This window comes from Nocardia sp. CA-145437 (assembly GCF_050956485.1).
GTDB lineage: Bacteria > Actinomycetota > Actinomycetes > Mycobacteriales > Mycobacteriaceae > Nocardia.
In genome coordinates, this window is record NZ_CP191204.1 from 2,292,532 (window position 1) to 2,313,198 (window position 20,667).

The window sequence follows — 20,667 nt, forward strand, 5'->3', positions numbered from 1 at the left end:
ACTTCTCAGCGCGCACCGCGGGCGCGTCTGAGCACCTCCTCCTCGGTGAGAGCGCTCGATGGGTGATGGCTGAGGCACATCGGCACATTGATCTTGGTAAAGCCGACTCCCTCGGTGGCGCCGTAGAAGCGCCCGGCGGGCAAGCGGGAAATATCGTCCAGCCGACCGCCTTTGGCGCGGGCCAGCTCCTGGGCGGCCTGAATGTGCACCGGCGCGTTCAGCAGACCGATGATCTGGGTGGCGGCATTGCCGGTGACCATGGGGTGCAGGGCTTTCGGCGCCTGGGTCGCGTACACGAGTCCCAGCCCGTACTTGCGTGCCTGTGTCGCGAGAGTGAGCGTGCTGGCGCTGGACGGTGTCGTGTGGCGCGACGGCGCGAAGGTCTGTGCCTCGTCCAGAACCAACAGTCCGCCGAGCGGGCGGTCGGCCGCCGGGTTGCGCTTGATCCAGGCGAACAGTGCCATCTCCAGCTGACCGACGAAGGTCTGCCGTTGCTCGGGTGTCGCGAGCCCGATGCAGCTGATCACCGACACTCGCGCTCTGCTGTCGCCTGCCGGGGTCAGCAGGACTCCTGGATCGAGGCGCTGGCCCGCGCCGCCGAAGACGGGATCGTTGATCATGGCCGCGTGCAACTGGTCGGCCATTTCCTGGGCAAGCTGAGCGGCCTTCCGGACCGTGCTGACATCGTCCGGAAGGTTGGCGAGCAGTTCCACGAAGTCACCCAGTTCCTTGCCACCGCGCCTGGCGAAGTAGGTCAGTGACTCGGTCAGGACCGCGGTCCCGGTAGGGAGTTTGCGTCCGGCCAGGCCGGTCCGCGGTAGGAGACCGGCGACCGATGCGTCGATGGCGGTCCGGAACTCATCGGGATCGTCGACCACTCCCTCGAAGTCGGGCAGCGGGTTCAGCGCTATCGGACGTCCGGCCTCACGACGTGGCGTCCAGACGACCACGTCGACCTCGGCGAAGTAGCGCGCGGCCCGTTCGGGGTCGTTCGGGGACCAGGTGCCCGGCGGCGACGGCCACGGGTCGCCGAGACGGGCGAGGTCATTGTTGGTGTCGACCAGAATCGACGAAACACCGTGTAATGCGGCTTCTTCCACCAGTCGCCGCAGCAGGACGGTCTTTCCCGACCCGCTGCCGGCGAAAATGACAGCGTGCTTGCGCAACTGGATCAGCGGGACGTGGAATGCCCTGCCGGTCTTGGCATCCCGGCCCAGCGTGATCGACGGCTCGGCCGGTGGGTCGTCAGTGACTGCGGCGGCCGGTGTGTCGATCTCCAACGGTTCGATGCCCGGTTCCGTTATGCCGTTCCGTTGCGGCACGGGCGCATCGCCGGTCGTCGGCGTCAGGAACTGATCGAACAGATGGGTTCGGGTAGCCGGACGTCGGGCCTCGAGCCAATCCCCGAACCCCGGTGTCATCCGGAAGTCGGTGAGCAGGGATTCCAGCGCGGTGAAGGTTCGTAGATCGTCCTCCGAGATCGGGATCGCGATACCGTGCGCGGCCTCCATCTCGGCAACCGCCTTCGCCGTCGCCTTTCCCGAGGAGAACGGGGTGTTGCGCAGGACGACCAGATGCCGCTTCGGGCTGCCCGGTTCGATCTCCGCCTCGAGGCAGGCCGACCGCAGACGGGACAGCACCGCCGAATGATGGCCATGTGCGATGGCTCGGAAGCTCCAGTGCTCTTCGTCCTCTGTGGCTTCGTCGAGGGTGCGGCGCAGCCGGCCGTGGAGGGCGGGCTGGACCTTGGTCCGAGGATCGATCGTCAGCTCTGCACCGCTGGCATTCTGTTCGCGGATGTAGCAGCGCAGTGCGGCGTCCATCAACGCGGGCATCCGCTCGTCCTCGCGTTCTGGATCCAGCGGGTTCAGGATGTCCGCCATATCCCGCAAGGCAGCGAATCGGTCGTCCCACAGACTCAAGTCGCCGGCCGTCGGTGGCGTCGCGATCCGTGCGGTGTCCATGGATGGCTTGCCGAACTGCTCGAGCTCACTGACCGTGTTCGCGTCCAGGCATCGCCGCACATGCTCTTCGACCAGCTGAAGGAGCCTGCGCGGCGTGAGGCTGGGGACCGAGACGTCATCGAACGCCACGGGCCGTACCGGCCAGGTGGGGTAGGGCGGTTCGAAACCTGATTCACCGTAGAGGGTTCCGAGGTGGCGTTCGACGATCGCCCGGGCGACGGCGGCGGACGGCATCGCGGTCGACAGGTCGACTCGGGTGAAGCGGTCGACCGCGGAATTCACGGCGCGGGTGGCGATAAGCTCCCACGACCTCGGAATACACGCGGCCACGATCAGAGTCCGCGTGGTTTCCTCCCGCATGCGCATGAGTCCATCCGCGAGCTGATTGGCGAGTTCGTCTCTGCCGGACTGCCCGGATCTGGCTATCACGCTGTCGATTTGATCGACGGCCAGCACGATCGGGCCGGTGAGGGCGAACAGCCGGGACAGGTCATTGAAGATCAGCTGCGGAATCCGCGCGCCATCGCGAAAGCCCCAGGCAACGCGTTCGCCATTGTCGATGCCCTCCTCATTGATCAGGAAGCTACGGCCGATCTCCTTCTGCTCCTTGCCGTTCGCCTGGAACAGGACGAGGGCCCGCAGCGTGTCCTGGCATTCGAGTACGACATGGGGATCCAGCTCGGCTACCCGTTCCACGAAGGTATCCAGGTCTCCTCGGCTCAAGGGTATGTTGCCGCGCAGGCGCATCCGGAGCTCGGAACCACAGTGGGTGCGCTCGGCGAGGAGGTCGAGCATCCGGCCGAGTTGTCCGCCATCGGAATCCGATAGGCGGGTCACGACCCCGTGCACCGCGCCGGTCCAGAACGAGCGGCCGTCGAGCAGTTTGGGCATGAAGAACGAACCGCCCTGTTGCTGCACATGATGTCTGAGCCAGCCGAGCATATGTGTCTTACCGACACCGGCGTCACCGGTGAGGGCAATGCCGGTCGGTGTGATGCCCGGCCGGTTCGTGGCGGCGGTGACAGCGCGGGTGATGACGTCGCTCGCTCGTGGATGCAGGCCGTCGACATGATAGGTCATCGGGCTCCACACGGCATCGGGCCCCAGCGCGCTGCTGAACTGAACCGAGGCGAGCGCGTGGTATTGCTCCTCGTTCACCGTGACACCTCGATCGCGAGCAGATGCCTTGCGGTGCCCCCCAATACGAGCGCGTCCGTGTGATCCCGATCGGTGAGCGTCCGCTGGTCCGATTCGGCCCGAATATGGACATCTTCGCGGCGCGACAGCAATTCGAGCGCCCTGTCGATCTCACCCCTGGGCAGTTCGTTCAGCCGTTCGCGCAAGTGCGTCAACCGGATCGCGATGCCGCGCCCGGATGTCAGTTCCAGGTACGCCGCTTCGACCTGCCCGGCCACATCCGGCCGGAAGACATCGGCCAGGGACTGCCCGGTGTCGTCGAGGTGGCGACGCAGCCCGGCCAGCACGGAGTACAGGGCTCCGCCCGCGCTCCCGGACTTGTCCGGCCGTTCGCGTGACAGCTCCTCGGCGCACCACACCGCACCCCGGTCGGTGAGTTCGTGTAGGAAGGCGCGGTTCACCATCGTGCTGGCGACCAGGTCGAGGTCATTGAGATGTCTGCGGTTCCTGCCGTCGAGCTTGATGCCCGCCGCCTCGTGAAGCTCGGCGTTGGTGAGTTCTCGCGCTTCCGCCATCAATACGAACAGGACACAGCGCTCATTCAGCGTCAGACGGTCGATGGACATCTGGTTTCCGGTACCTTTCTATGGTTTTCAGGAGAGTGGGTCGTCGATGACGGTGAATCCATTCGCCGCGACGGTGATCTCCGTTCCGCGGCGATGACGGGTGGCCGGCCCCTCCGCACGAACCGTGCGGCCGTCGCGATGCGCGGACAGCGCTGTCGCGTAGATCCTGTCGTCGGGCGCCGTGACCGTGACGGTGCGAATTCCATTGGCGGCTGCGCCGTCCAGCTCGAGCGTTCCCCGGATCTTCACGCGTCGTCGTGCGCCGCCCGGATCGTCGGACAGCGCGATGATCGACCCCTGCACCACCCCGGACACCGGCTCCGCGCTCTGGCGGGCACGACCGTTGCTCAGGCGGCGGATCCTTTCGCCCGCTTCCGCGGGGACCGAAACGCTTTCGTCCGAGCGAGGTGCGAGCCATGACCAGTGGAAGACGAGTTCGAATGCCTGGGGGTCGTCCGGTCCGGTCAGTTCGGCGAACGCACGGCACTCCGCCGGAGATATTCCGTGGCGCGCGAGATAGTCGAGTGAATGGGGTTCTGGACCATCCGCGGCCCGCAGGACTGCGGTCGACAGTGCCGAGATGCGTACAGCTGTACGGCGGCTGAGGTGGTTCGGATCGCCCTCTCCGATCGGGAACCCGACTCTCAGCGTCAGGGGCTCCCCGGTCATCGACAGCCAGGAATCGTTCAAGAGCTCGCGAACCTGGTCACGGGTGGTGACGCCCAGAATCGATGGACGGGCTTCGCCGAGCACCTCGGCGGCGCAGACCGTGATCAGTTCACTGAGCGCCAGGACGGTGCGGGATGCTGCGGAGAACGCGATCGAGCCGGCGTTGTGGACCGTGCGGTACGACAAGACGTCGATGGCCGGAGATGTCAGGTCCTGCCACACGGCCTCCGGCGACCGCTCTTCCGCGTCGGCGACACAGAGCGTCAACTCGCGCAACCTGCTACCGGCGTCGGCCATCGAGTCCGTCGGCGGCACCAGGACCTCGAAATCCCGCAGACTCCAGATACTTCCGTTGCGCCATCGGCCGGAGACCGTCCAGCCGTGAGCGCTCAGATAGCGGACGACATTGTCGATCGGCGGACTTTCGTGCATGTCGCAGTCTCTATCGGGCGGGGCCCGCGGAACTGCTGGCGACGAGCGCGCGCAGGCTGGCGGCCGTGAGGATGTTGCCGACCGGTATTTTCACCCGTACTTTCCGGCGTCGATCGGAGGTAGTCAACGGCTCGTGGTCATCGAGCGACAGCCAGTATCCGATGTGCCGGAGTAGAAGTCCTGACGTGTACAGATCCGCGTACTCGGAGGACTGGACCGGAACGTGGACCAGGAAAAGGTATCGCGGCACCGTGAAATCCTGACCGGCGAGTTTGTTGTACTGAGACTGGTCGAGATTGTCGAAATCGATCGATCCGTGCCGGACCTGGAGCTTGGCGACTGTCTTCACCTGGACCTCTATCCGAGGTGAGAAACCCCGCGGGGTGCGCCCGGGAGCCTTGAGGCACAGATCGACGCCGTCGAGATCGACATCGTCCTGCGACCAGATGAGCCCTGCGGCCGACGCGAGAACACGAATGTAGTCGGCCCCGAATTTCCCCTGATGATTTCGTGCGTCGAGCACGATCTTCCCCCTGAAAACGCCTGCACCACCAGCTGATCGGATAACTGTAGGCATTGATCGGTTCCCGGGCAACCGCTCGAGGAATTGCTCATCAAAAACTGTTGTCCGGTTTTCTATTTCATCGATCCTCGTTCATAACGACAACCTGAAATCAGGCCTCGAAGTATTCTTCTGTGAAACCGAGAATTTGCGACGCCAATGTGTTAAGTGGTCTGGCTGCGGGCGTCAGTCCGCGAGCAGGGTGGCGATGCGGTGGCGGTCGGCGGGGGTGGCGGGGAGTTGGACGACCAGGAGGAGGTCGGGGTTGTCGACCGGGCGGAGTTGGTGGACGTCGAGGTCGAGGGGGCCTGCGGTGGGGTGAGTCAGGGTGATGGTGGCGGGGCGGAAGTCTTGGACGGGGTATTCCTGCCACCAGGTGCGGAATTCGGGGCTGGCCGCGGTGAGGTCGGTGATGAGGGCGGTGAGGTGGGGGTTGTCGGGGGTGCGGCCGGCTACGGCGCGGAATTGGCCGAGGATGGCTCGGGCGGCGCGTTCCCAGCGGGGCATCATGGCGCGGGTGCGGTCGTCGGTGAACATCCACCACAGCAGATTTCGGCGTTCGGCGGGGAGTTCGGCGGGGTCGATGCGGACGCGGGCGAAGGCGGCGTTCCAGACGACGAAGTCGAAGCGGGCGTCGTGGACGACGGCGAGGTCGGGCATCAGGGCATCGACCAGGCGTTGTAGTCGGTTGTCGTCGATGTCCTTGTGCTCCAAGGGATCCGCGAGGCCCGCCAGGGTGCGCAGGTGGCGGTGCTCGGCGGGGGACAGGAGCAGCGCGCGGGCCAGGGCGTCGACCACCTGGGGGCTGGCCGCGATCTTGCGGGCCTGTTCGAGCCAGGTGTACCAGGTCAGGCTGACGCCGGCGAGCTCGGCGACCTCCTCGCGCCGCAGCCCGGGGGTGCGGCGGCGGCCGGGCTCCAGATCGTCGAGCAGGCCGACGTCCTTGGGGGTGAGCCGGGCCCGGTGCGCTTTGAGGAACGCGGCCAGTTCGGAACGGTGATTGTCGGGCATCGCATCCCCTTGTGGCTAGCAGTATCGGTACCAGGACCAGGTGTCGGCGCGTCCCTAACGTCAGAGGCATCGGGTGATCGACACGGATCACCGCTCACGGGGAGAACGACATGACGAACGACAAGGGACCGGTTCTGGTCATCGGCGCGACCGGCCGGCAGGGCCGGGCTACCACCCGGCAGCTGCTCGAACGCGGCTGGGAAGTACACGCTTTCGTGCGAGACCTGGAGTCGCCCGCCGCGACCGCGCTGCGCGCCGAGGGCGCGAACCTGATCCAGGGCGACCTCGACGACACCGACTCGATCCGGGCCGCCATGGAAGGCGCGTACGGCGTGTTCATGATGCTGACCATGATGGAAGGCGTCCACATCACCACGGAAGGCATTGCTGCCGAACAGCGCCGGGGCCGAACGGTCGCGGAGCTGGCGAGGGAGCTGGGCATCGAGCACTTCGTCTACAGCTCGCTGCGGGGCGCGGGCCAGGACACCGCCGTGGAGTACTACGCGGCGAAGACGGCCATCGAGGCGTACATTCGCGAACTCGAACTGCCCGCCACGATCCTGCGGCCCACCTTCTTCATGGACAACCTCAACGCCTTCAACCGGCCGGTGCTCGACGAGAACGGCGTGCTGCGGCTCGATCTCGCGGTGCGCGGCGACATTCCGGTGTCGCTGATCTCGACGCGCGACATCGGCGCCTTCGCCGCGATCGCCTTCGACCGGCCCCAGGAGTTCCTCGGCCGCACGGTGCCGCTGGCCGGGGACTACCTGACGCCGCCGCAGATCGCGGAGATCATCGGAGCGCACGCCGGACTGCCCGCGCGCAGCACTGTGGTGCCGCTGGAACAGGTCCGGGCGTTCGACCCGCACGTCGGGCAGATGTTCACGCACTTCAACGAGAGCCCGGACGGGCCGCTGGACCTGGCGGAATTGCGGGCCCAGCACCCGGGGCTGCTGGATCTGGCGGCGTGGCTGCGGTCGGTCGACTGGAAGCCGTGACGGGACATGGTCGCCGAGGGCGGCGCGGAGCTTGTGCTTCGCGCCGGCCTTTCCGCGTGCGCTCACGCCGGACCTCCCGTATCGGCGAGTCGGTCGACCGACTCTAACCGGATCCGGTTGCGGCGCACGGCGACTCGGAGTCGATTCGGCGACGGCTGTTGCCGTCCGGGCGGACGGATCGGGTGGCGGGGTGCGAAGTTCTCCTATTGCCGCGGTGTCGCCGGACCGGGGCGCAGCCTGGATGGCATGAACGCACACCGAAGTCGAATGGACTCGGCGACAACGCCGTTGAAGCGGGCCGCTGCGGCGGCCCGGCTGGATATCGCCGTCACCGATCTGCCGGAGCTGGGTGGTGGCTGGACCGTGGGGGAGGTGTGGCGGCTGCGGCGGGAACGGCCCGATTGGCTCGACGACGCACGGCGGCGGTTCACCGGGCGCGGGCCGCGCGGGCGGGCCCGGGCACGCGGGGATCGCATTGGTCCCTCCGGCGGGCTGTGATCGGCGTGTGCTCGGGGTGACCGGCTCGTTCGGGTATCGAGGTCGCCGTGGCGTGATCGCCGGACGGCAGCGGGCTTTCAGGTGTGACCGGTGTGATCGGGGGTGTGATCAATGTGGGGGATAGGTCGGACAAAACGGTCATGTGGTGTGACTAGAGTGAACGCGCTGGAAATGGTGCTAGGCAGGGATGACGGGTGTGACTGAACCTCTACGTGAGGCGCATGAGCGGGCCAGTTGGGCGGAGTTGTTCTTCGACCTGGTGCTGGTGTTCGCGGTGACGCAGGCCGCGCATGTGGCGGTGGCCGGGGAGAGCTGGGGAGCCGTCGGGCAGACGGTATTGCTGCTGGCGATCATGTGGTGGTCGTGGGTGGGGACGACGCTGTCGGTGCACGGGGTCGAGGACTCGAATCGGCAGCGGATCTTCCTGTTCGCGTGCGGGCTGTGCATGTTCGTGATCGCCATCGCCGCGCCGCACGCGTTCATCGGGCGCGCGTTGCCGCTGATCCTGGCGGTGGCGCATCTGGTGCTGCGGCTGCTGCTGTGGGTCGAGATGCGGCGCAAGCGGGCGCTCTTGCAGGCGGGCGTGTCCGGCAGCTGGGTCAATCCGTTCACGATCACCCTCGTCGCGGCGGTGCTGCTGGTGATCGCGGCGCTGGTTCCCGAAGGCGGGGCGCGCAACGCACTCTGGATCGTCGCGGTGCTGCTGGCCTTCGGCGGCCCGGCGCTGCTGGCGCGGCGGATGGAGTCGGTGCAGTTCGGCGCGACGCATCTGCCGGAGCGGTTCGCCACCTTCGTCATCATCGCGCTCGGGGAGACGGTCGCGTCGGTGGGTTCGGAAGCGGCGGAAGCGCATCTGGGCGTGATGTCGTGGATCGCGGTGGTGCTGATCTTCGTGCTCGGCTGCGGCCTGTGGTGGCTGTACTTCGCCTACGGGTTCTCCGCGGTCGAGCATTCGTTGCGCACCAACCAGGTTCGCGGCACCGTGGTGCGGGATGTGCTCAGCTACGGCCACATTCTGCTGGTGATCGGCCTGGTCGGGGTGGCGGTGGGCGCGCGCAGCATGGTCGAGCATCCGACCGCGACCGCGCACGGCGTCAACGCGTTCCTGCTGCCGATCGGCGCGACCCTGTACGTGTCGACCTTCCTGTTCACCCGTTGGCGCATGTTCGGCGCGGCCACCCTCGGCCGGTTCATCGCCGCGCTGGTGCTGGCGGCGCTGACCCTCGCCTCGACCCTGCTGCCGGAGATCGTGACGCTGGCCGCGGTGACCGCGGTCCTGGTCGGTCTGAATGCCTGGGAGTACTGGGTGGTTTCGACCGGACGCCCCCTGCTGCTGATGACCCGCACGCGGGCGAACTGACCCTCAGCCCTCGACCTCGGCCAACCGGCGGCGCAGATAGTCGCGTTCGGCGTCATTGGCGGTGAGGTCGAGGGCTGCCCGGTATTCGATGGCCGCGCGATCATCGCGGCCCAGCCGCTGCGCCTCCGCCGCCAGATCCGGCCGTTGCAGATCCGGGCCCGCCCCGGCCAGATACCCCTCGTTGAACAGCAGATAGATCACCCCGAGTACGGCAGTGGTGCGCTCGGGCAGCAGATGCGGGGGCGGCACCCGATACGGGATGCCCGCGTCGCGGATCTTCTGCTTGGCCCGCACCAGCCGCTTGGCCATGGTCGGCTCGGGAACGCCGAACGCGCGGTCATCGCCGATATCGGCGGCAGCGCAGCGGTTTTCGGCTTCTCCTCAGGCGGCATCCTGGCCCTGCGCGCCGCCGCGGCGGGATCGCGCATCACCCGCCTGGCCCTCTACGAACCGCCGTTCGCGCTGGGCGGCCTCGCCGATCACACGCCGCCGCGGTTGCCCGAACGACTGGCCGACCTGATCGCTCGCGGCGAGTGCGGAGCCGCCGTGGAATTGATGCAGCTCGAGGGCATCGGCCTGCCCCCGGCCGTGGTCGAGCGGGTCAAGCGGTCACCGATCCGGCCGCAACTCGAGGCGATCGCCCAGACGGTGGTCTACGACGCCGCCATCTGCCGTCCGCCGAACGTGCCCACCGAGGAGATGGCCCGCCTCGATATCGAGACCGTGGTGATCAGCAGCCCCGAATCGTGGCCGGGCGTCCGTTCCGCCGCCGAGGCCCTGCCCGCCCGCCTCGCCCGCGCCCACTACGCGGAGGTGCCCGGCGGCGCCGACCACGGCACCCCGGCCGCGGCCACCGCGACGCTGCTCGACGCGTTCCTCGGTGCGGACGTGACCCGCTGAGCTGGACCGGAATCGACGCGGAGCCACCCGAAAACCGTTGCGCTCGCCCGGATCGTGCGACCGGCGCCGCGGGTGACCGGCCCCGTCGGTACCGTGGCGGACATGAATTCGCTGATGCACCGGATCCTGGATATCGCGCCGGTCTGGGTGTACCTCGTCGTCGCGCTGCTGGTGTTCGCCGAGGACGCGATCTTCGTCGGCTTCGTCATTCCCGGCGAGACGGCCGCGGTGCTCGGCGGCGTCGCCGCCAGCCAGGGCCACGTGCAGTTGTGGCTGATGATCGTGCTCGTGATCGCCGCCGCGATCATCGGCGACAGCGTCGGCTACGAGGTCGGCAAGCGGGTGGGCCCGAAACTGTTGCAGGCCCGGATGCTGGACCGCCACCGCGGCCGCCTCGACAGCGCCCAGGACTACCTGGCCCGCCGCGGCGGCTGGGCGGTGTTCCTGGGCCGGTTCACGGCCTTCTTCCGGGCCATGATGCCGGCGCTGGCGGGCACCTCTCGTATGCCGTACCGCCGCTTCCTGATCTTCAACGCGATCGGCGGAATCGTGTGGGGCGCAATCTTCGTGGTGCTCGGCTTCGTCGCGGGACAGTCCTACGAGGCGGTCGCCAAGACGGTCGGCCGGGATCTGGCCCTGGGCGCGGCCGCGATCGTGGTGGTCGCCCTGATCGTGTGGAAGCTGCGGGAACGCCGCCGCGAGCGCTCCTTCGAGGCCGACTACGAGGTGTCCCATGCCGGCCCGATGACCCCCGAGACCGACTGATTCCCAGCGATCTCCCAGGGAACGCCGCGGCCGTACCGCGCATACTGGGGCCGTGGTTCGGATCGACGCACCGCTGCAACTGAGCGGACTGGTGAGCGCCTGGCGGTGGGACGCCTCGACGGCGCTGGTCGTCGCGCTGCTGGGCTTCGCCTACGCAGCATGCTTCGTGCTGGGCCGCCGACGCGGGGAACAGCTTCCGGTGATCCGGGCGGTGTACTTCGGCGTCGCCGGGCTGGGCGTGTGGCTGTACACCGGCCTCGGGATGCCCGGGGTGTATTCGGACACCTTGTTCTGGGTGCGCGCGCTGCAGGTGCTGTTGCTGCTGTACGTGGTGCCGTTCGCGCTCGCGGCCGGAGCGCCGTTCACCGTGTTGCGCGCGGCGCTCGGCGAGGCGGGGCGGAAACGCCTGGACGCCATGCTGTCCGGCGACGTGGCCCGGCTGCTCACCCATCCGGCCACCGCGTCGATGCTGATCCTGCTGCTGCCGTGGGCGCTGTTCCTCTCGCCCTGGTACGAGGCGGTGCTGCGGCACGGCGCGGTCGACGCGGTCACGCGAATTCTGGTGGTGGCCATCGGGTTTCTGTACTTCTACTCCCGCTTACAGATCGATCCGGTGCCGCGGCATTTCACGCAGGGGCTGTCGCTGCTCATCACGATCGGCGAATCGCTCGCCGACGGCATCCTGGGCATCGTGTTGTGGCTCGGCCCGCTCGTCGCCGCCGGGTACTACGGTTCGCTCGGCCGCGCCTGGGGACCGGATGTCCGCCTGGATCAGACGATCGGCGCGGGCATTCTGTGGCTGCTCGGGGATCTGCTCGGATTGATCTATTCCCTGGTCGTGATGCGGCGTTTCGCCGACGACGAGCAGCGGGAGGCGGGTGCGCTGGACGCCGAGCTCGATGCCGTCGAGGCCGAGGAGCCGGTCTCCACGGGCCTGTGGTGGGAGCACGATCCGCAGTTGCGGGAACGCTTCCGCCGCTGATCGCGCGGGCCTAATTGTGGCCCGTGTCACCAGTTCTGACACTGAGTGATGTTCGCTATCAAAGGAACATTTCTGGCTATTCCTCAGTACTTTCTTATTGGACGCTCGATCAGGGAAGCTCGAACTGCGTCCCTTCCGATCTTCCGGGCCAACCCGGTGGAAGCCCGCCCGTAAGAAAGCCAGAAGTCATGCAGTTCAGCAAATTCACCGCCACCTCAGCGCTGGTTATCTCGGCCCTCGGCATCACCGCCGGTGTCGCCTACGCCGCCCCCGCCCCGGCTCCGGCGCCCGTTCCGGTTCTGCCCTCGCTGATCGACGGCGTGAACCAGGGCATCGACCAGGTGGCACCCGCCATCCATTGGAATGCCCGCATCGAGGGCAACGCCATCGTCGTCGATACCGACAAGGGCTCGATGACCACCGACAACGGCCAGCTCCAGGTGCGCGACGACAACGGCATCGTCGTCGCCGCGGTACCGCTGTCGTACACCGTCGACGATCTCGACTACCCGATCCAGGCCGGTGTCGAGGGCCTGCGCGCCACCCTGACCCCGAATACCGATCGGGCCGCCGCGCGCCCGGCCAACCTGCCGCTGCACGAGGTCACCAGCGACCACCAGGCCAGCTTCGATGACGCCGTCTCGGCCGCGGCCACTCAGTTCGGCCTGGCCACCGCCATCGGCACCCTGGTCGGCACCGTCATCGGCGGCACCCTCGGCTTCCTGATCGGTGGCCTCGCGGGTGGCGGCGTGCTGTCCATCCCCGGCGCCCTCGCCGGCGCCGCGACGGGTATCACCCTGGGTGGGGCGGCCGGTCTGGTGCTGGTCGGCGTGCCCGCGGCGATCATCGTCGGCATCATCTTCTTCAACCGCGTCAACAACCCGGCTGAGCAGTAACCGGTAGTTCGCGCATCGCGGCCCGCGACCATGCCTCTCCACGGGGGTGTGACGCGGGTCGCTTCGTGTTCTGGGAAGTTGCTCAGATCACCGAACAGATGAGCGGCAAACACCGTCTTTACGCAAAACATACGTTCAGGACCGTTTTCGCCACGATTTGGCAACAAATAGGCAACATTTGCTGACTTATCTTGTCTCGGGTGCTCGATGAGGACCTCGCTCCCGTGAGGGAAGCGCCCAGTCAAGAAAGCGACGAAAAGTAATGCGTTTCAAGAAGTTTGCTGCCACCTCGGCACTCGCCATCGCGGCCGTCGGCATCTCCGCCGGTACCGCCAATGCCGCCCCGGCCGCCGCCCCCGAGGGCATCCACTGGGATACCAAGATCGAGGGTGCTTCTGTCGTTCTGAAGACTGACGCGGGCTCGCTGACCACCGAGAACGGTCAGTTCCAGGTGCGCGCCGCCGACGGCGCGGTCGTCACCCAGTTCCCGCTGAGCTACGTGACCGGCGATGTGGCCCACCCGGTCGCCGCCCAGATCGACGGCAACACCGCGACCCTCACCCCGAACCTGGACCCGGCCGCCGCCTTCCCCGCGCCGGCGCTGCCCGCTCCCGCCCTGCACAGCGTCGCCAGCCAGGCTGATCAGGACGCCGCCATGTCGGCCGCGGTCAACCAGTTCGGTCTGTCCACCTCCATGGGCACCCTGCTCGGCACCGTCATCGGTGGTGTCGCGGGTTGCGCCATCGGCGCCGCGGGCGGTGCGATCGCCGGTGTCGTGATCATGTCCGTGCCGACCGGTATCGCGGGCTGTGTCGCCGGCGCCGCCATCGGCATCCCGCTGGGCGCCGCGTCGGGTCTGGTGCTGACCGGTGTGCCCGCGGCCATCGCGGTCGGCATCGGCCTCTACAACCGCATGACCGCTCCGGACTCCGCCCCGGCGAACTGAGGCGGTAGCTCCGCCGGTCGCGACCACAGGCCGGCGGGCGAACACAATTCGGTCCGGATCGCGTGCAGGGCGATCCGGACCGAATGTCGTTGTGGGGCTACGCGACTAGCGCGGGCGACGCGACAGGATGGAGTCGCGGATCAGGATGACCGCCAGGCCCGCCGCGAACAGCACGAGCGAGATGTAGCCGATATTGCCGGTACCCGACGAGCTGCCCTGCTGGTTCTCGAACAGCATGGTCAGCAGGATCACGACGACGACCCAGCCGGCGATGCGGAAGGTCCGGCGGGACTCGCCGCTCCAGCCCCACGCTGCGGACGGAACCTCGGCGGTGTCGACCTTGGTGACGACCTCAGAGGGGTGCGCGGGTTCCAGTTCCGTGGCGGCCACTGTGGCTCCTTTACGGCTCGAATCGATTGCTGGCCAATATCGTGACATACGACCCAGCGTCGTAGCGACCAGGGGGCGGGGGACAATAAGTGCGTGTCCGACGTTGTGAGAGTTCTGCTGCTGGGCAGCACCGGTTCGATTGGTACGCAGGCCCTGGAGGTGATCGCCGCCAATCCCGACCGCTTCGAAGTGGTGGGACTCGCGGCCCGCGGGGGTAACACCGAACTACTGGCGAGCCAGATCGCGGCCACCGGCACCACCAATGTGGCGGTCGCCGACGAGGCCGCGGCCGCGGAACTCGGTGTCGCGCTGGCCGGTCCGGACGCCGCGACCGAGCTGGTCCGCCGCACCGACGCGGACGTGGTGCTCAACGCGCTGGTCGGCTCGCTCGGGCTGGAACCCACCCTGGCCACCCTGGAGTCGGGGCGGCGGCTCGCCCTGGCCAACAAGGAGTCCCTGGTGGCGGGCGGCTCGCTGGTGACGCGGGCGGCCACGCCGGGGCAGATCGTGCCGGTGGACTCCGAGCATTCGGCGCTGGCCCAATGCCTGCGCGGCGGGCGCGCCGACGAGGTGTCGAAGCTGGTGCTCACCGCCTCGGGCGGGCCGTTCCGGGGCTGGACCACCGAGATGCTGGAGTCGGTGAATCCGTCCGAGGCCAAGACCCATCCGACCTGGTCCATGGGTCCGATGAACACGCTCAATTCGGCGTCACTGGTGAACAAGGGCCTCGAGCTGATCGAGACGCACCTGCTGTTCGGCATCGGGTACGACGACATCGACGTCACCGTGCACCCGCAGTCGATCGTCCACTCCATGGTCACCTTCAAGGACGGCTCGACCCTGGCCCAGGCCAGCCCGCCCGATATGAAGCTGCCCATCGCGCTGGCCCTCGGCTGGCCGGACCGGGTGCCGGGCGCGGCCGCCGCCTGCGACTTCTCCACCGCCTCGACCTGGACTTTCGAGCCCGTCGACAACGAGGTGTTCCCGGCCGTCGAGCTGGCCCGCAGCGCCGGTAAGGCCGGTGGCTGCGTCACCGCGGTCTACAACGCCGCCAACGAGATCGCGGTGCAGGCGTTCCTCGACGGTCTCATCCGATTCCCCGACATCGTGCGAACCGTTGCGCGCGTCGTGGAGTCCGCCGACCGCTGGGCCGCCGAACCCGGTAGCTTGGACGAGGTGCTCGCGGCCGATACGTGGGCGCGTGACACCGCTCGCACGATCGTGCGCGGCTGACTGCAGGAGAGGGCTCGTAACCGGATGGTCTACGCGATCGGCTTCGCACTGTTCGCCCTCGGGATCACGGCCTCGGTCGCCCTGCACGAATGCGGTCACATGTGGACCGCGCAGGCCACCGGCATGAAGGTGCGGCGCTACTTCATCGGTTTCGGGCCCAAGATCTTCTCGTGGCGGCGCGGCGAGACCGAGTACGGTCTCAAGGCGCTGCCGCTGGGCGGCTTCTGCGATATCGCGGGCATGACCGCCCTCGACGAGCTCGAGCCCGAGGATCTGGACCGGGCCATGTACCGGCAGGCCACCTGGAAGCGCCTGCTGGTCATGTCCGGCGGCATCCTGATGAACTTCCTCATCGGCTACATCCTCATCGTGATCCTGGCCGTCGGCTGGGGCCTGCCCCGCTTCGACCAGCCCGCGGAAACCCAGCTCGGCAAGCTCGGCTGCGTCTCGGACATGACCGCCGATCAGAAGCTGATCGACTGCACCGGCACCGGCCCCGCCCAGTCGGCCGGACTCCAGCAGGGCGACAAGGTCACCAAGGTCAATGACGTCCCGATCACGACGTGGAAGGAATTCCGCGCCGAGACCGAGAAGCAGACCGGCCCCTTCACCTACACCTTCGAACGCGACGGCAAGACCATGACCGCCCCGGTCACCCCGAAGATGGCGGTCGTCTACCCGGAGAAGAACGGCGCCCCCAAGACGGTCGCCAAGGTCGGCGTCGGCCAGGACTTCTACGGCCCGGTCCAGTACAACGTCCTCTCCGCCATCCCCGCCGCCGGCGCCTTCACCGGCCAGATCGCGGTCCGCACCGTCGAGTCCCTCGCCCAGATGCCGTCCAAGGTCGTCGACCTCTGGCACGCCGTCACCGGCGGCACCCGCGACCCGGAAACCCCCGTCTCGGTCTACGGCGCCTCCAAGATCGGCGGCGAAACCGCCGAACACGGCCTCTGGTCCATGTTCATCCTCACCCTGGCCAGCCTGAACTTCTTCCTCGGCGCCTTCAACCTGCTCCCGTTGCTGCCCTTGGACGGCGGCCACATGGCCGTGGTCATCTACGAGAAGTTCCGCAACCTCTTCCGCAACCGCAAGGGCCTCCCCGACGGCGCCCCCGTCGACTACCTGAAGCTGCTCCCGGCCACCTACGTCGTGGTCGTCCTGGGCGGCGCGTACATGATCCTCACCTTGGTCGCCGACATCGTGAATCCGGTGAAGCTCTTCCCGTAGTTCGCCCGAAAAGGCCGAACGAATTCGGCTGTTACCTATCCGCGTGGCGGTCTCGGCCCGCACCATTGGATGAGAGTGGAGCGCGCTCGAGGATAGTCAGTGCACCGTGCTGTGGTCAGGTTCCATCGCCGACACAGATAAGGACAGCCGATGATTCCGATCGACGGCGGCGTAATGCGTGCTATCGCACCACATTTCACCGGACAGGCGGGGGCCCGGCAAGCCCAGATCATCGCCGAGGTCGCTCCGGTCCTGCAATCGACGCTGGAGAGCTTCGACATCACGACCTCGCTGCGGATCGCACATTTCCTCGCGCAGACCTGCCACGAGTCGGCCGGCTACCGCACCACCGAGGAGTTCGCCAGCGGCGACCAATACGAGGGGCGCGTCGACCTGGGCAACATTCACCCCGGCGACGGCCGCCGCTACAAAGGCCGGGGCCTGCTGCAGCTCACCGGCCGGGCCAACTACCGCACCTACGGGGAAGCGCTCGGCGTCGACCTGGAAGGCAATCCGCTGCGGGCCGCCGAACCGGCACTCTCGCTGCGGATCGCGTGTGAGTACTGGAAACGGCACAAGATCAATCCGGATTGCGACCGCGACGACATCATCACCGTGACCAGGAAGATCAACGGCGGCCTCAACGGGCTGGCTGATCGCCGAACACTGCTCGCGAGGGCGAAGAGCGAGCTGGCCCGCATCGAGGCGCATCGGATTGACGGCCGACATCCCGACCCCCGTCCGGTATTGCACCGGGGTTCGGTGGGCGAGGCGGTCGGCGCACTGCAGACCTTGCTCCGGACGTTCGGCTTCGAATTGGCGATCGACCAGGATTTCGGACCCGCCACCGAGCTCGCCGTGAAGGAGTTCCAGCGCGCCCACGGTCTGACGGTCGACGGGATTGTCGGCCCGAAGACATGGGATGCGCTCGACCCCGGGCGGGACCCCGTCGAGGACCCGAATTTTCCGCGAATTCGCGCCTACCGATCATCGGACGATCCCGAATGGCCGGCCAACTGGTCGATTGAACCCACCGAAAGGGACTTCGCCGCGATCGCCGCACAGGAGGCCCGATAATGCCCATAGACCTCACCGACTATGCCCACAACGCCGCCGACCGCGGCTGGGGCAGCGGCTGGCCCAACTGTGTCGCCGGCTCGGACCTGGCCACCGTGGTGTCCGCACGGTCCGGTACCAGCCTCGCGGTCCGCAAAGCACTGGCGGTGCTGGTGGACACGCTGGTCGACTGGACCGAGCGCCCCGAGGGCGGCAACTACCGGCTGAAGCCCGAGCAGTGCGGCGGATTCAACTGCCGTCCCATCGACAACACCAGTGTCGCCTCCAACCACTCCTGGGCCATCGCGGTGGACCTGAACTGGAAGGACAACCCGTTCAGCTTCGACCCCCAGCACACCGTGACCGACCTGGTGGCCACGGTATGGAAGTGGTACGGATTCGCGTGGGGCGGCAACTACCACGGCAAGAAGGACTGGATGCACTTCGAGTTCATGGGAACCCCGGCCGACGCGGCCGAACGCACCCAGGCCGCCCTGGTGGACCTGGCTGTCGGCGCGGTACCGGAGCTACCGCTGAACCTGGACAGCGCCGGCCCGGCGGTGGCCATGCTCCAGGCGCGCCTCGACCGCGACTTCCCCGATTTCGCCCACCTGGTCGTCGACGGTGACTACGGCCCCAAGACGAAAACAGCCGTCCGGGAGTTCCAGCACCGTGCCGGCTTGGCCGAAACCGGTGACGCCGACCGAATCACCCTCGAGAAGCTGGGTCTGGTGTCCCCATAGAAACCCCGCAACCGTTGCGCCCGAGGGCATATCGGGTGCGGCGTCGGCGAGGGCATGCTCGAATCGGAGCCGCGGTTCTGCGGCGTTCGGTTTGTCGGAACTGGCTCTCAGGGGCGCACCTGGGAGATTTCGCGCAGCAGGTCGCGGCAGAGGCGGTCGGCTCGGCGGGTGGTCTCGGGCTGGCGGAATTCGGGGGTCAGGGCGAGGACCTGGGCGCATGCGGTGTCCAGGTCGATGAGATGGCCTACCGAGACGAAGACGGGTTTGACGCCGGTGCGGGTGCGCAGGGCGCGGCCGACCGGGTCGTCGTCGATGGTGATGATGCTGGAGGAGCCGCGTTCGGGGGCCGGTTCGGCGTAGTCGCCCCAGGCGTTCTTGGCGACGCCCACGGTGGGGATTCCGGTCAGCAGGCCGAGGTGGCAGGCGAAGCCGAAGCGGCGGGGGTGGGCCAGGCCCTGGGAGTCGCAGATGATCAGATCCGGTGTGATGGTGAGGGTTTCGAGGGCGGCGACGGTGGTGGGGAGTTCTCGGAAGGCGAGCAGGCCGGGGACGTACGGAAATGCCGTGGTGCCGCGGGCGGTGGCGGTTTCGAGGGTGTCCAGGGTGGTTGCGTCGAGAACGACGATGGCGGCGGCCACATTTCCCTGGTCGTCGTAGGCGGAATCGAGGCCGGCAACCGTCCGGAACTGCGGTGGCCGGGGATTCGCGGCGATGACCGCGCTGCGTAGCCGATCTTGAAGTGCCACTGCCTGTTCCGGTGTGGACGGCCAGTCGCCGGGATTCGCTACCTTCACTTCTCGGAGCGTAAACCTTCGCGTCGATTGCAACGAATATGGACTGTAGGTCCCGGCCGCTTCCGAGTCCCGCTTCCGGCGCGGGTACCGTTGTCGCCGCCGTCACAGGGCGACCGGTATTCGAGCCTCGGTAAGCTCGGAGCCGGTAAGGGTGAGGAATCAGTGGAAAGTAGGCAGCCGATCGTGAGCAGTGCCATCGCATTGGGGATGCCGGCCGCACCGGCGGCCGTCCTCGCACCACGGCGTAAAACGCGCCAGCTGATGGTGGGCAATGTCGGAGTGGGGAGCGAGTTCCCCGTCTCGGTTCAGTCGATGACCACCACCAAGACCCATGACATCAACGCCACCCTCCAGCAGATCGCGGAGCTGACCGCGTCCGGCTGCGACATCGTGCGTGTCGCCTGCCCGCGTCAGGAGGACGCGGACGCGCTGGCGACCATCGCCAAGAAGTCGCAGATCCCCGTGATCGCCGACATCCACTTCCAGCCGCGCTACATCTTCGCCGCCATCGACGCCGGGTGCGCCGCGGTGCGCGTCAACCCCGGCAACATCAAGGAGTTCGACGGCCGCGTCAAGGAGGTCGCCAAGGCGGCCGGTGACGCCGGTATCCCGCTGCGCATCGGCGTCAACGCCGGTTCGCTGGACAAGCGGCTGCTCGAGAAGTACGGCAAGGCCACCCCCGAGGCGCTGGTCGAGTCCGCGCTGTGGGAGGCGGGCCTGTTCGAGGAGCACGGGTTCGGCGACATCAAGATCTCGGTCAAGCACAACGACCCGGTGATCATGGTCGAGGCCTACCGCCAGCTCGCCGCCCAGTGCGACTACCCGCTGCACCTGGGCGTGACCGAGGCCGGTCCGGCGTTCCAGGGCACCATCAAGTCCGCCGTCGCCTTCGGTGCGCTGCTCAGCGAGGGCATCGGCGACACCATCCGCGTCTCGCTCTCGGCCCCGCCCGCCGAGGAGATCAAGGTCGGCTCGCAGATCCTGCAGTCGCTGAACCTGCGCCCCCGCAAGCTGGAGATCGTCTCCTGCCCGTCCTGCGGTCGCGCCCAGGTCGACGTCTACACCCTCGCCAACGCGGTCTCCGCGGGCCTCGAGGGCATGGAGGTCCCGCTGCGCGTGGCCGTCATGGGCTGCGTCGTGAACGGCCCCGGTGAGGCCCGCGAGGCCGACCTGGGTGTCGCCTCCGGCAACGGCAAGGGCCAGATCTTCGTCAAGGGTGAGGTCATCAAGACCGTGCCCGAGCACCTCATCGTCGAGACCCTCATCGAGGAGGCCCTGCGCATCGCCGAGGAGATGGGCGACGAGGCAGGTTCCGGCGCCCCGGTGGTCACCGCGGGCTGACCCACCCCGATCGACACGGCCCGGCCCGCGCGAGATTCGCGCAGGACCGGGCCGTCGCCGTCTCCGATCCCCCTGGGCGCGTGATATTTTCGCTGGTCGCCGGGCGGCTGGTGGCAATCTTGCGGCGCGCGGCGGGA

General features: G+C 67.7%; 20 protein-coding genes and 1 pseudogene. 13 read left to right on the forward strand and 8 right to left on the reverse strand.

Annotated elements, in window-relative coordinates; genetic code table 11:
• Positions 1 to 5: 5 nt before the first annotated feature.
• The 5 genes from ACQPYY_RS10215 to ACQPYY_RS10235 all read right to left on the reverse strand — a co-directional run bounded on the left by ACQPYY_RS10215 (position 6) and on the right by ACQPYY_RS10235 (position 6,401).
• Positions 6 to 3,122 (reverse strand): ATP-binding protein, encoded by a 3,117-nt coding sequence (locus ACQPYY_RS10215; RefSeq protein WP_433593552.1) that lies wholly within the window; start codon positions 3,120 to 3,122, stop codon positions 6 to 8.
• Positions 3,119 to 3,727, reverse strand: coding sequence for a hypothetical protein (locus ACQPYY_RS10220; protein ID WP_433593553.1), 609 nt, complete (start codon positions 3,725 to 3,727; stop codon positions 3,119 to 3,121). The genes ACQPYY_RS10215 and ACQPYY_RS10220 overlap by 4 nt, the downstream gene beginning before the upstream one ends.
• A 27-nt stretch (positions 3,728 to 3,754) precedes the next feature.
• The gene (locus ACQPYY_RS10225; RefSeq protein ID WP_433593554.1) at positions 3,755 to 4,693 is read right to left on the reverse strand and encodes a hypothetical protein; all 939 of its coding nucleotides are present in this window, start codon (positions 4,691 to 4,693) and stop codon (positions 3,755 to 3,757) included.
• Positions 4,694 to 4,838: 145 nt separating this feature from the next.
• Entirely contained in the window at positions 4,839 to 5,351 is a 513-nt protein-coding gene (locus ACQPYY_RS10230) for a DUF4365 domain-containing protein (RefSeq protein WP_433593555.1), read from the reverse strand.
• Between the two features lie 225 nt (positions 5,352 to 5,576).
• The gene (locus tag ACQPYY_RS10235) at positions 5,577 to 6,401 is read right to left on the reverse strand and encodes a helix-turn-helix transcriptional regulator (RefSeq protein ID WP_433593556.1); all 825 of its coding nucleotides are present in this window, start codon (positions 6,399 to 6,401) and stop codon (positions 5,577 to 5,579) included.
• Between the two features lie 110 nt (positions 6,402 to 6,511).
• On the opposite strand from ACQPYY_RS10235, the gene ACQPYY_RS10240 reads away from it, so the two are divergent.
• The 3 genes from ACQPYY_RS10240 (at position 6,512) to ACQPYY_RS10250 (ending at position 9,257) form a co-directional block, all read left to right on the forward strand.
• On the forward strand, positions 6,512 to 7,399 hold the full coding sequence (locus ACQPYY_RS10240; RefSeq protein WP_433593557.1) for an NmrA/HSCARG family protein: 888 nt from the start codon (positions 6,512 to 6,514) through the stop codon (positions 7,397 to 7,399).
• Between the two features lie 267 nt (positions 7,400 to 7,666).
• Positions 7,667 to 7,897, forward strand: coding sequence for a hypothetical protein (locus tag ACQPYY_RS10245; protein ID WP_433593558.1), 231 nt, complete (start codon positions 7,667 to 7,669; stop codon positions 7,895 to 7,897).
• A 196-nt stretch (positions 7,898 to 8,093) separates the two neighbouring features.
• Positions 8,094 to 9,257: a low temperature requirement protein A gene (locus ACQPYY_RS10250; protein ID WP_433593559.1), complete on the forward strand. Its 1,164-nt coding sequence runs from the start codon at positions 8,094 to 8,096 to the stop codon at positions 9,255 to 9,257.
• A gap of 105 nt (positions 9,258 to 9,362) precedes the next feature.
• Here ACQPYY_RS10250 and ACQPYY_RS10255 read toward each other — a convergent pair.
• A pseudogene (locus ACQPYY_RS10255) lies at positions 9,363 to 9,593 on the reverse strand (DUF6596 domain-containing protein); the annotation flags it as partial.
• A gap of 210 nt (positions 9,594 to 9,803) precedes the next feature.
• Between ACQPYY_RS10255 and ACQPYY_RS10260 the strand changes: the two are divergent.
• The 5 genes from ACQPYY_RS10260 to ACQPYY_RS10280 all read left to right on the forward strand — a co-directional run bounded on the left by ACQPYY_RS10260 (position 9,804) and on the right by ACQPYY_RS10280 (position 13,746).
• Positions 9,804 to 10,157 carry a hypothetical protein gene (locus ACQPYY_RS10260; RefSeq protein WP_433593560.1) on the forward strand — a complete coding sequence of 118 codons (354 nt, stop codon included), beginning with the start codon at positions 9,804 to 9,806 and terminating at the stop codon, positions 10,155 to 10,157.
• A 102-nt stretch (positions 10,158 to 10,259) separates the two neighbouring features.
• A complete protein-coding gene (locus tag ACQPYY_RS10265) occupies positions 10,260 to 10,922 on the forward strand; it encodes a DedA family protein (protein ID WP_379101929.1) in 663 nt (220 codons plus the stop codon).
• Positions 10,923 to 10,974: 52 nt separating this feature from the next.
• A complete protein-coding gene (locus ACQPYY_RS10270; protein ID WP_433593561.1) occupies positions 10,975 to 11,904 on the forward strand; it encodes a cytochrome c oxidase assembly protein in 930 nt (309 codons plus the stop codon).
• 188 nt (positions 11,905 to 12,092) lie between these two features.
• Positions 12,093 to 12,800 carry a hypothetical protein gene (locus ACQPYY_RS10275; protein ID WP_433593562.1) on the forward strand — a complete coding sequence of 236 codons (708 nt, stop codon included), beginning with the start codon at positions 12,093 to 12,095 and terminating at the stop codon, positions 12,798 to 12,800.
• Between the two features lie 262 nt (positions 12,801 to 13,062).
• Positions 13,063 to 13,746 (forward strand): hypothetical protein, encoded by a 684-nt coding sequence (locus ACQPYY_RS10280; RefSeq protein WP_357281516.1) that lies wholly within the window; start codon positions 13,063 to 13,065, stop codon positions 13,744 to 13,746.
• A gap of 105 nt (positions 13,747 to 13,851) precedes the next feature.
• On the opposite strand, the gene ACQPYY_RS10285 is transcribed toward ACQPYY_RS10280, so the two are convergent.
• Positions 13,852 to 14,136: a DUF2631 domain-containing protein gene (locus ACQPYY_RS10285; RefSeq protein ID WP_357281514.1), complete on the reverse strand. Its 285-nt coding sequence runs from the start codon at positions 14,134 to 14,136 to the stop codon at positions 13,852 to 13,854.
• A 93-nt stretch (positions 14,137 to 14,229) separates the two neighbouring features.
• Between ACQPYY_RS10285 and dxr the strand changes: the two genes are divergently transcribed.
• The 4 genes from dxr (at position 14,230) to ACQPYY_RS10305 (ending at position 18,395) form a co-directional block, all read left to right on the forward strand.
• Positions 14,230 to 15,369: a 1-deoxy-D-xylulose-5-phosphate reductoisomerase gene (gene dxr / locus ACQPYY_RS10290; RefSeq protein WP_379101940.1), complete on the forward strand. Its 1,140-nt coding sequence runs from the start codon at positions 14,230 to 14,232 to the stop codon at positions 15,367 to 15,369.
• A gap of 24 nt (positions 15,370 to 15,393) precedes the next feature.
• Positions 15,394 to 16,596, forward strand: coding sequence for a M50 family metallopeptidase (locus ACQPYY_RS10295; protein WP_433593563.1), 1,203 nt, complete (start codon positions 15,394 to 15,396; stop codon positions 16,594 to 16,596).
• Positions 16,597 to 16,746: 150 nt separating this feature from the next.
• Complete coding sequence (locus tag ACQPYY_RS10300) at positions 16,747 to 17,673, forward strand: peptidoglycan-binding protein (protein ID WP_433593564.1); 927 nt, start codon at positions 16,747 to 16,749, stop codon at positions 17,671 to 17,673.
• Positions 17,673 to 18,395: a peptidoglycan-binding protein gene (locus ACQPYY_RS10305; RefSeq protein WP_433593565.1), complete on the forward strand. Its 723-nt coding sequence runs from the start codon at positions 17,673 to 17,675 to the stop codon at positions 18,393 to 18,395. The genes ACQPYY_RS10300 and ACQPYY_RS10305 overlap by 1 nt, the downstream gene beginning before the upstream one ends.
• A gap of 107 nt (positions 18,396 to 18,502) precedes the next feature.
• Here the strand turns inward: ACQPYY_RS10305 and ACQPYY_RS10310 are convergent, their stop codons facing one another.
• Positions 18,503 to 19,141: an endonuclease V gene (locus ACQPYY_RS10310; protein ID WP_433593566.1), complete on the reverse strand. Its 639-nt coding sequence runs from the start codon at positions 19,139 to 19,141 to the stop codon at positions 18,503 to 18,505.
• 255 nt (positions 19,142 to 19,396) lie between these two features.
• On the opposite strand from ACQPYY_RS10310, the gene ispG reads away from it, so the two are divergent.
• Positions 19,397 to 20,530, forward strand: a complete 1,134-nt coding sequence (gene ispG, locus ACQPYY_RS10315) for a flavodoxin-dependent (E)-4-hydroxy-3-methylbut-2-enyl-diphosphate synthase (RefSeq protein WP_379102210.1) — start codon at positions 19,397 to 19,399, stop codon at positions 20,528 to 20,530.
• The last annotated feature ends 137 nt before the right edge of the window (positions 20,531 to 20,667 follow it).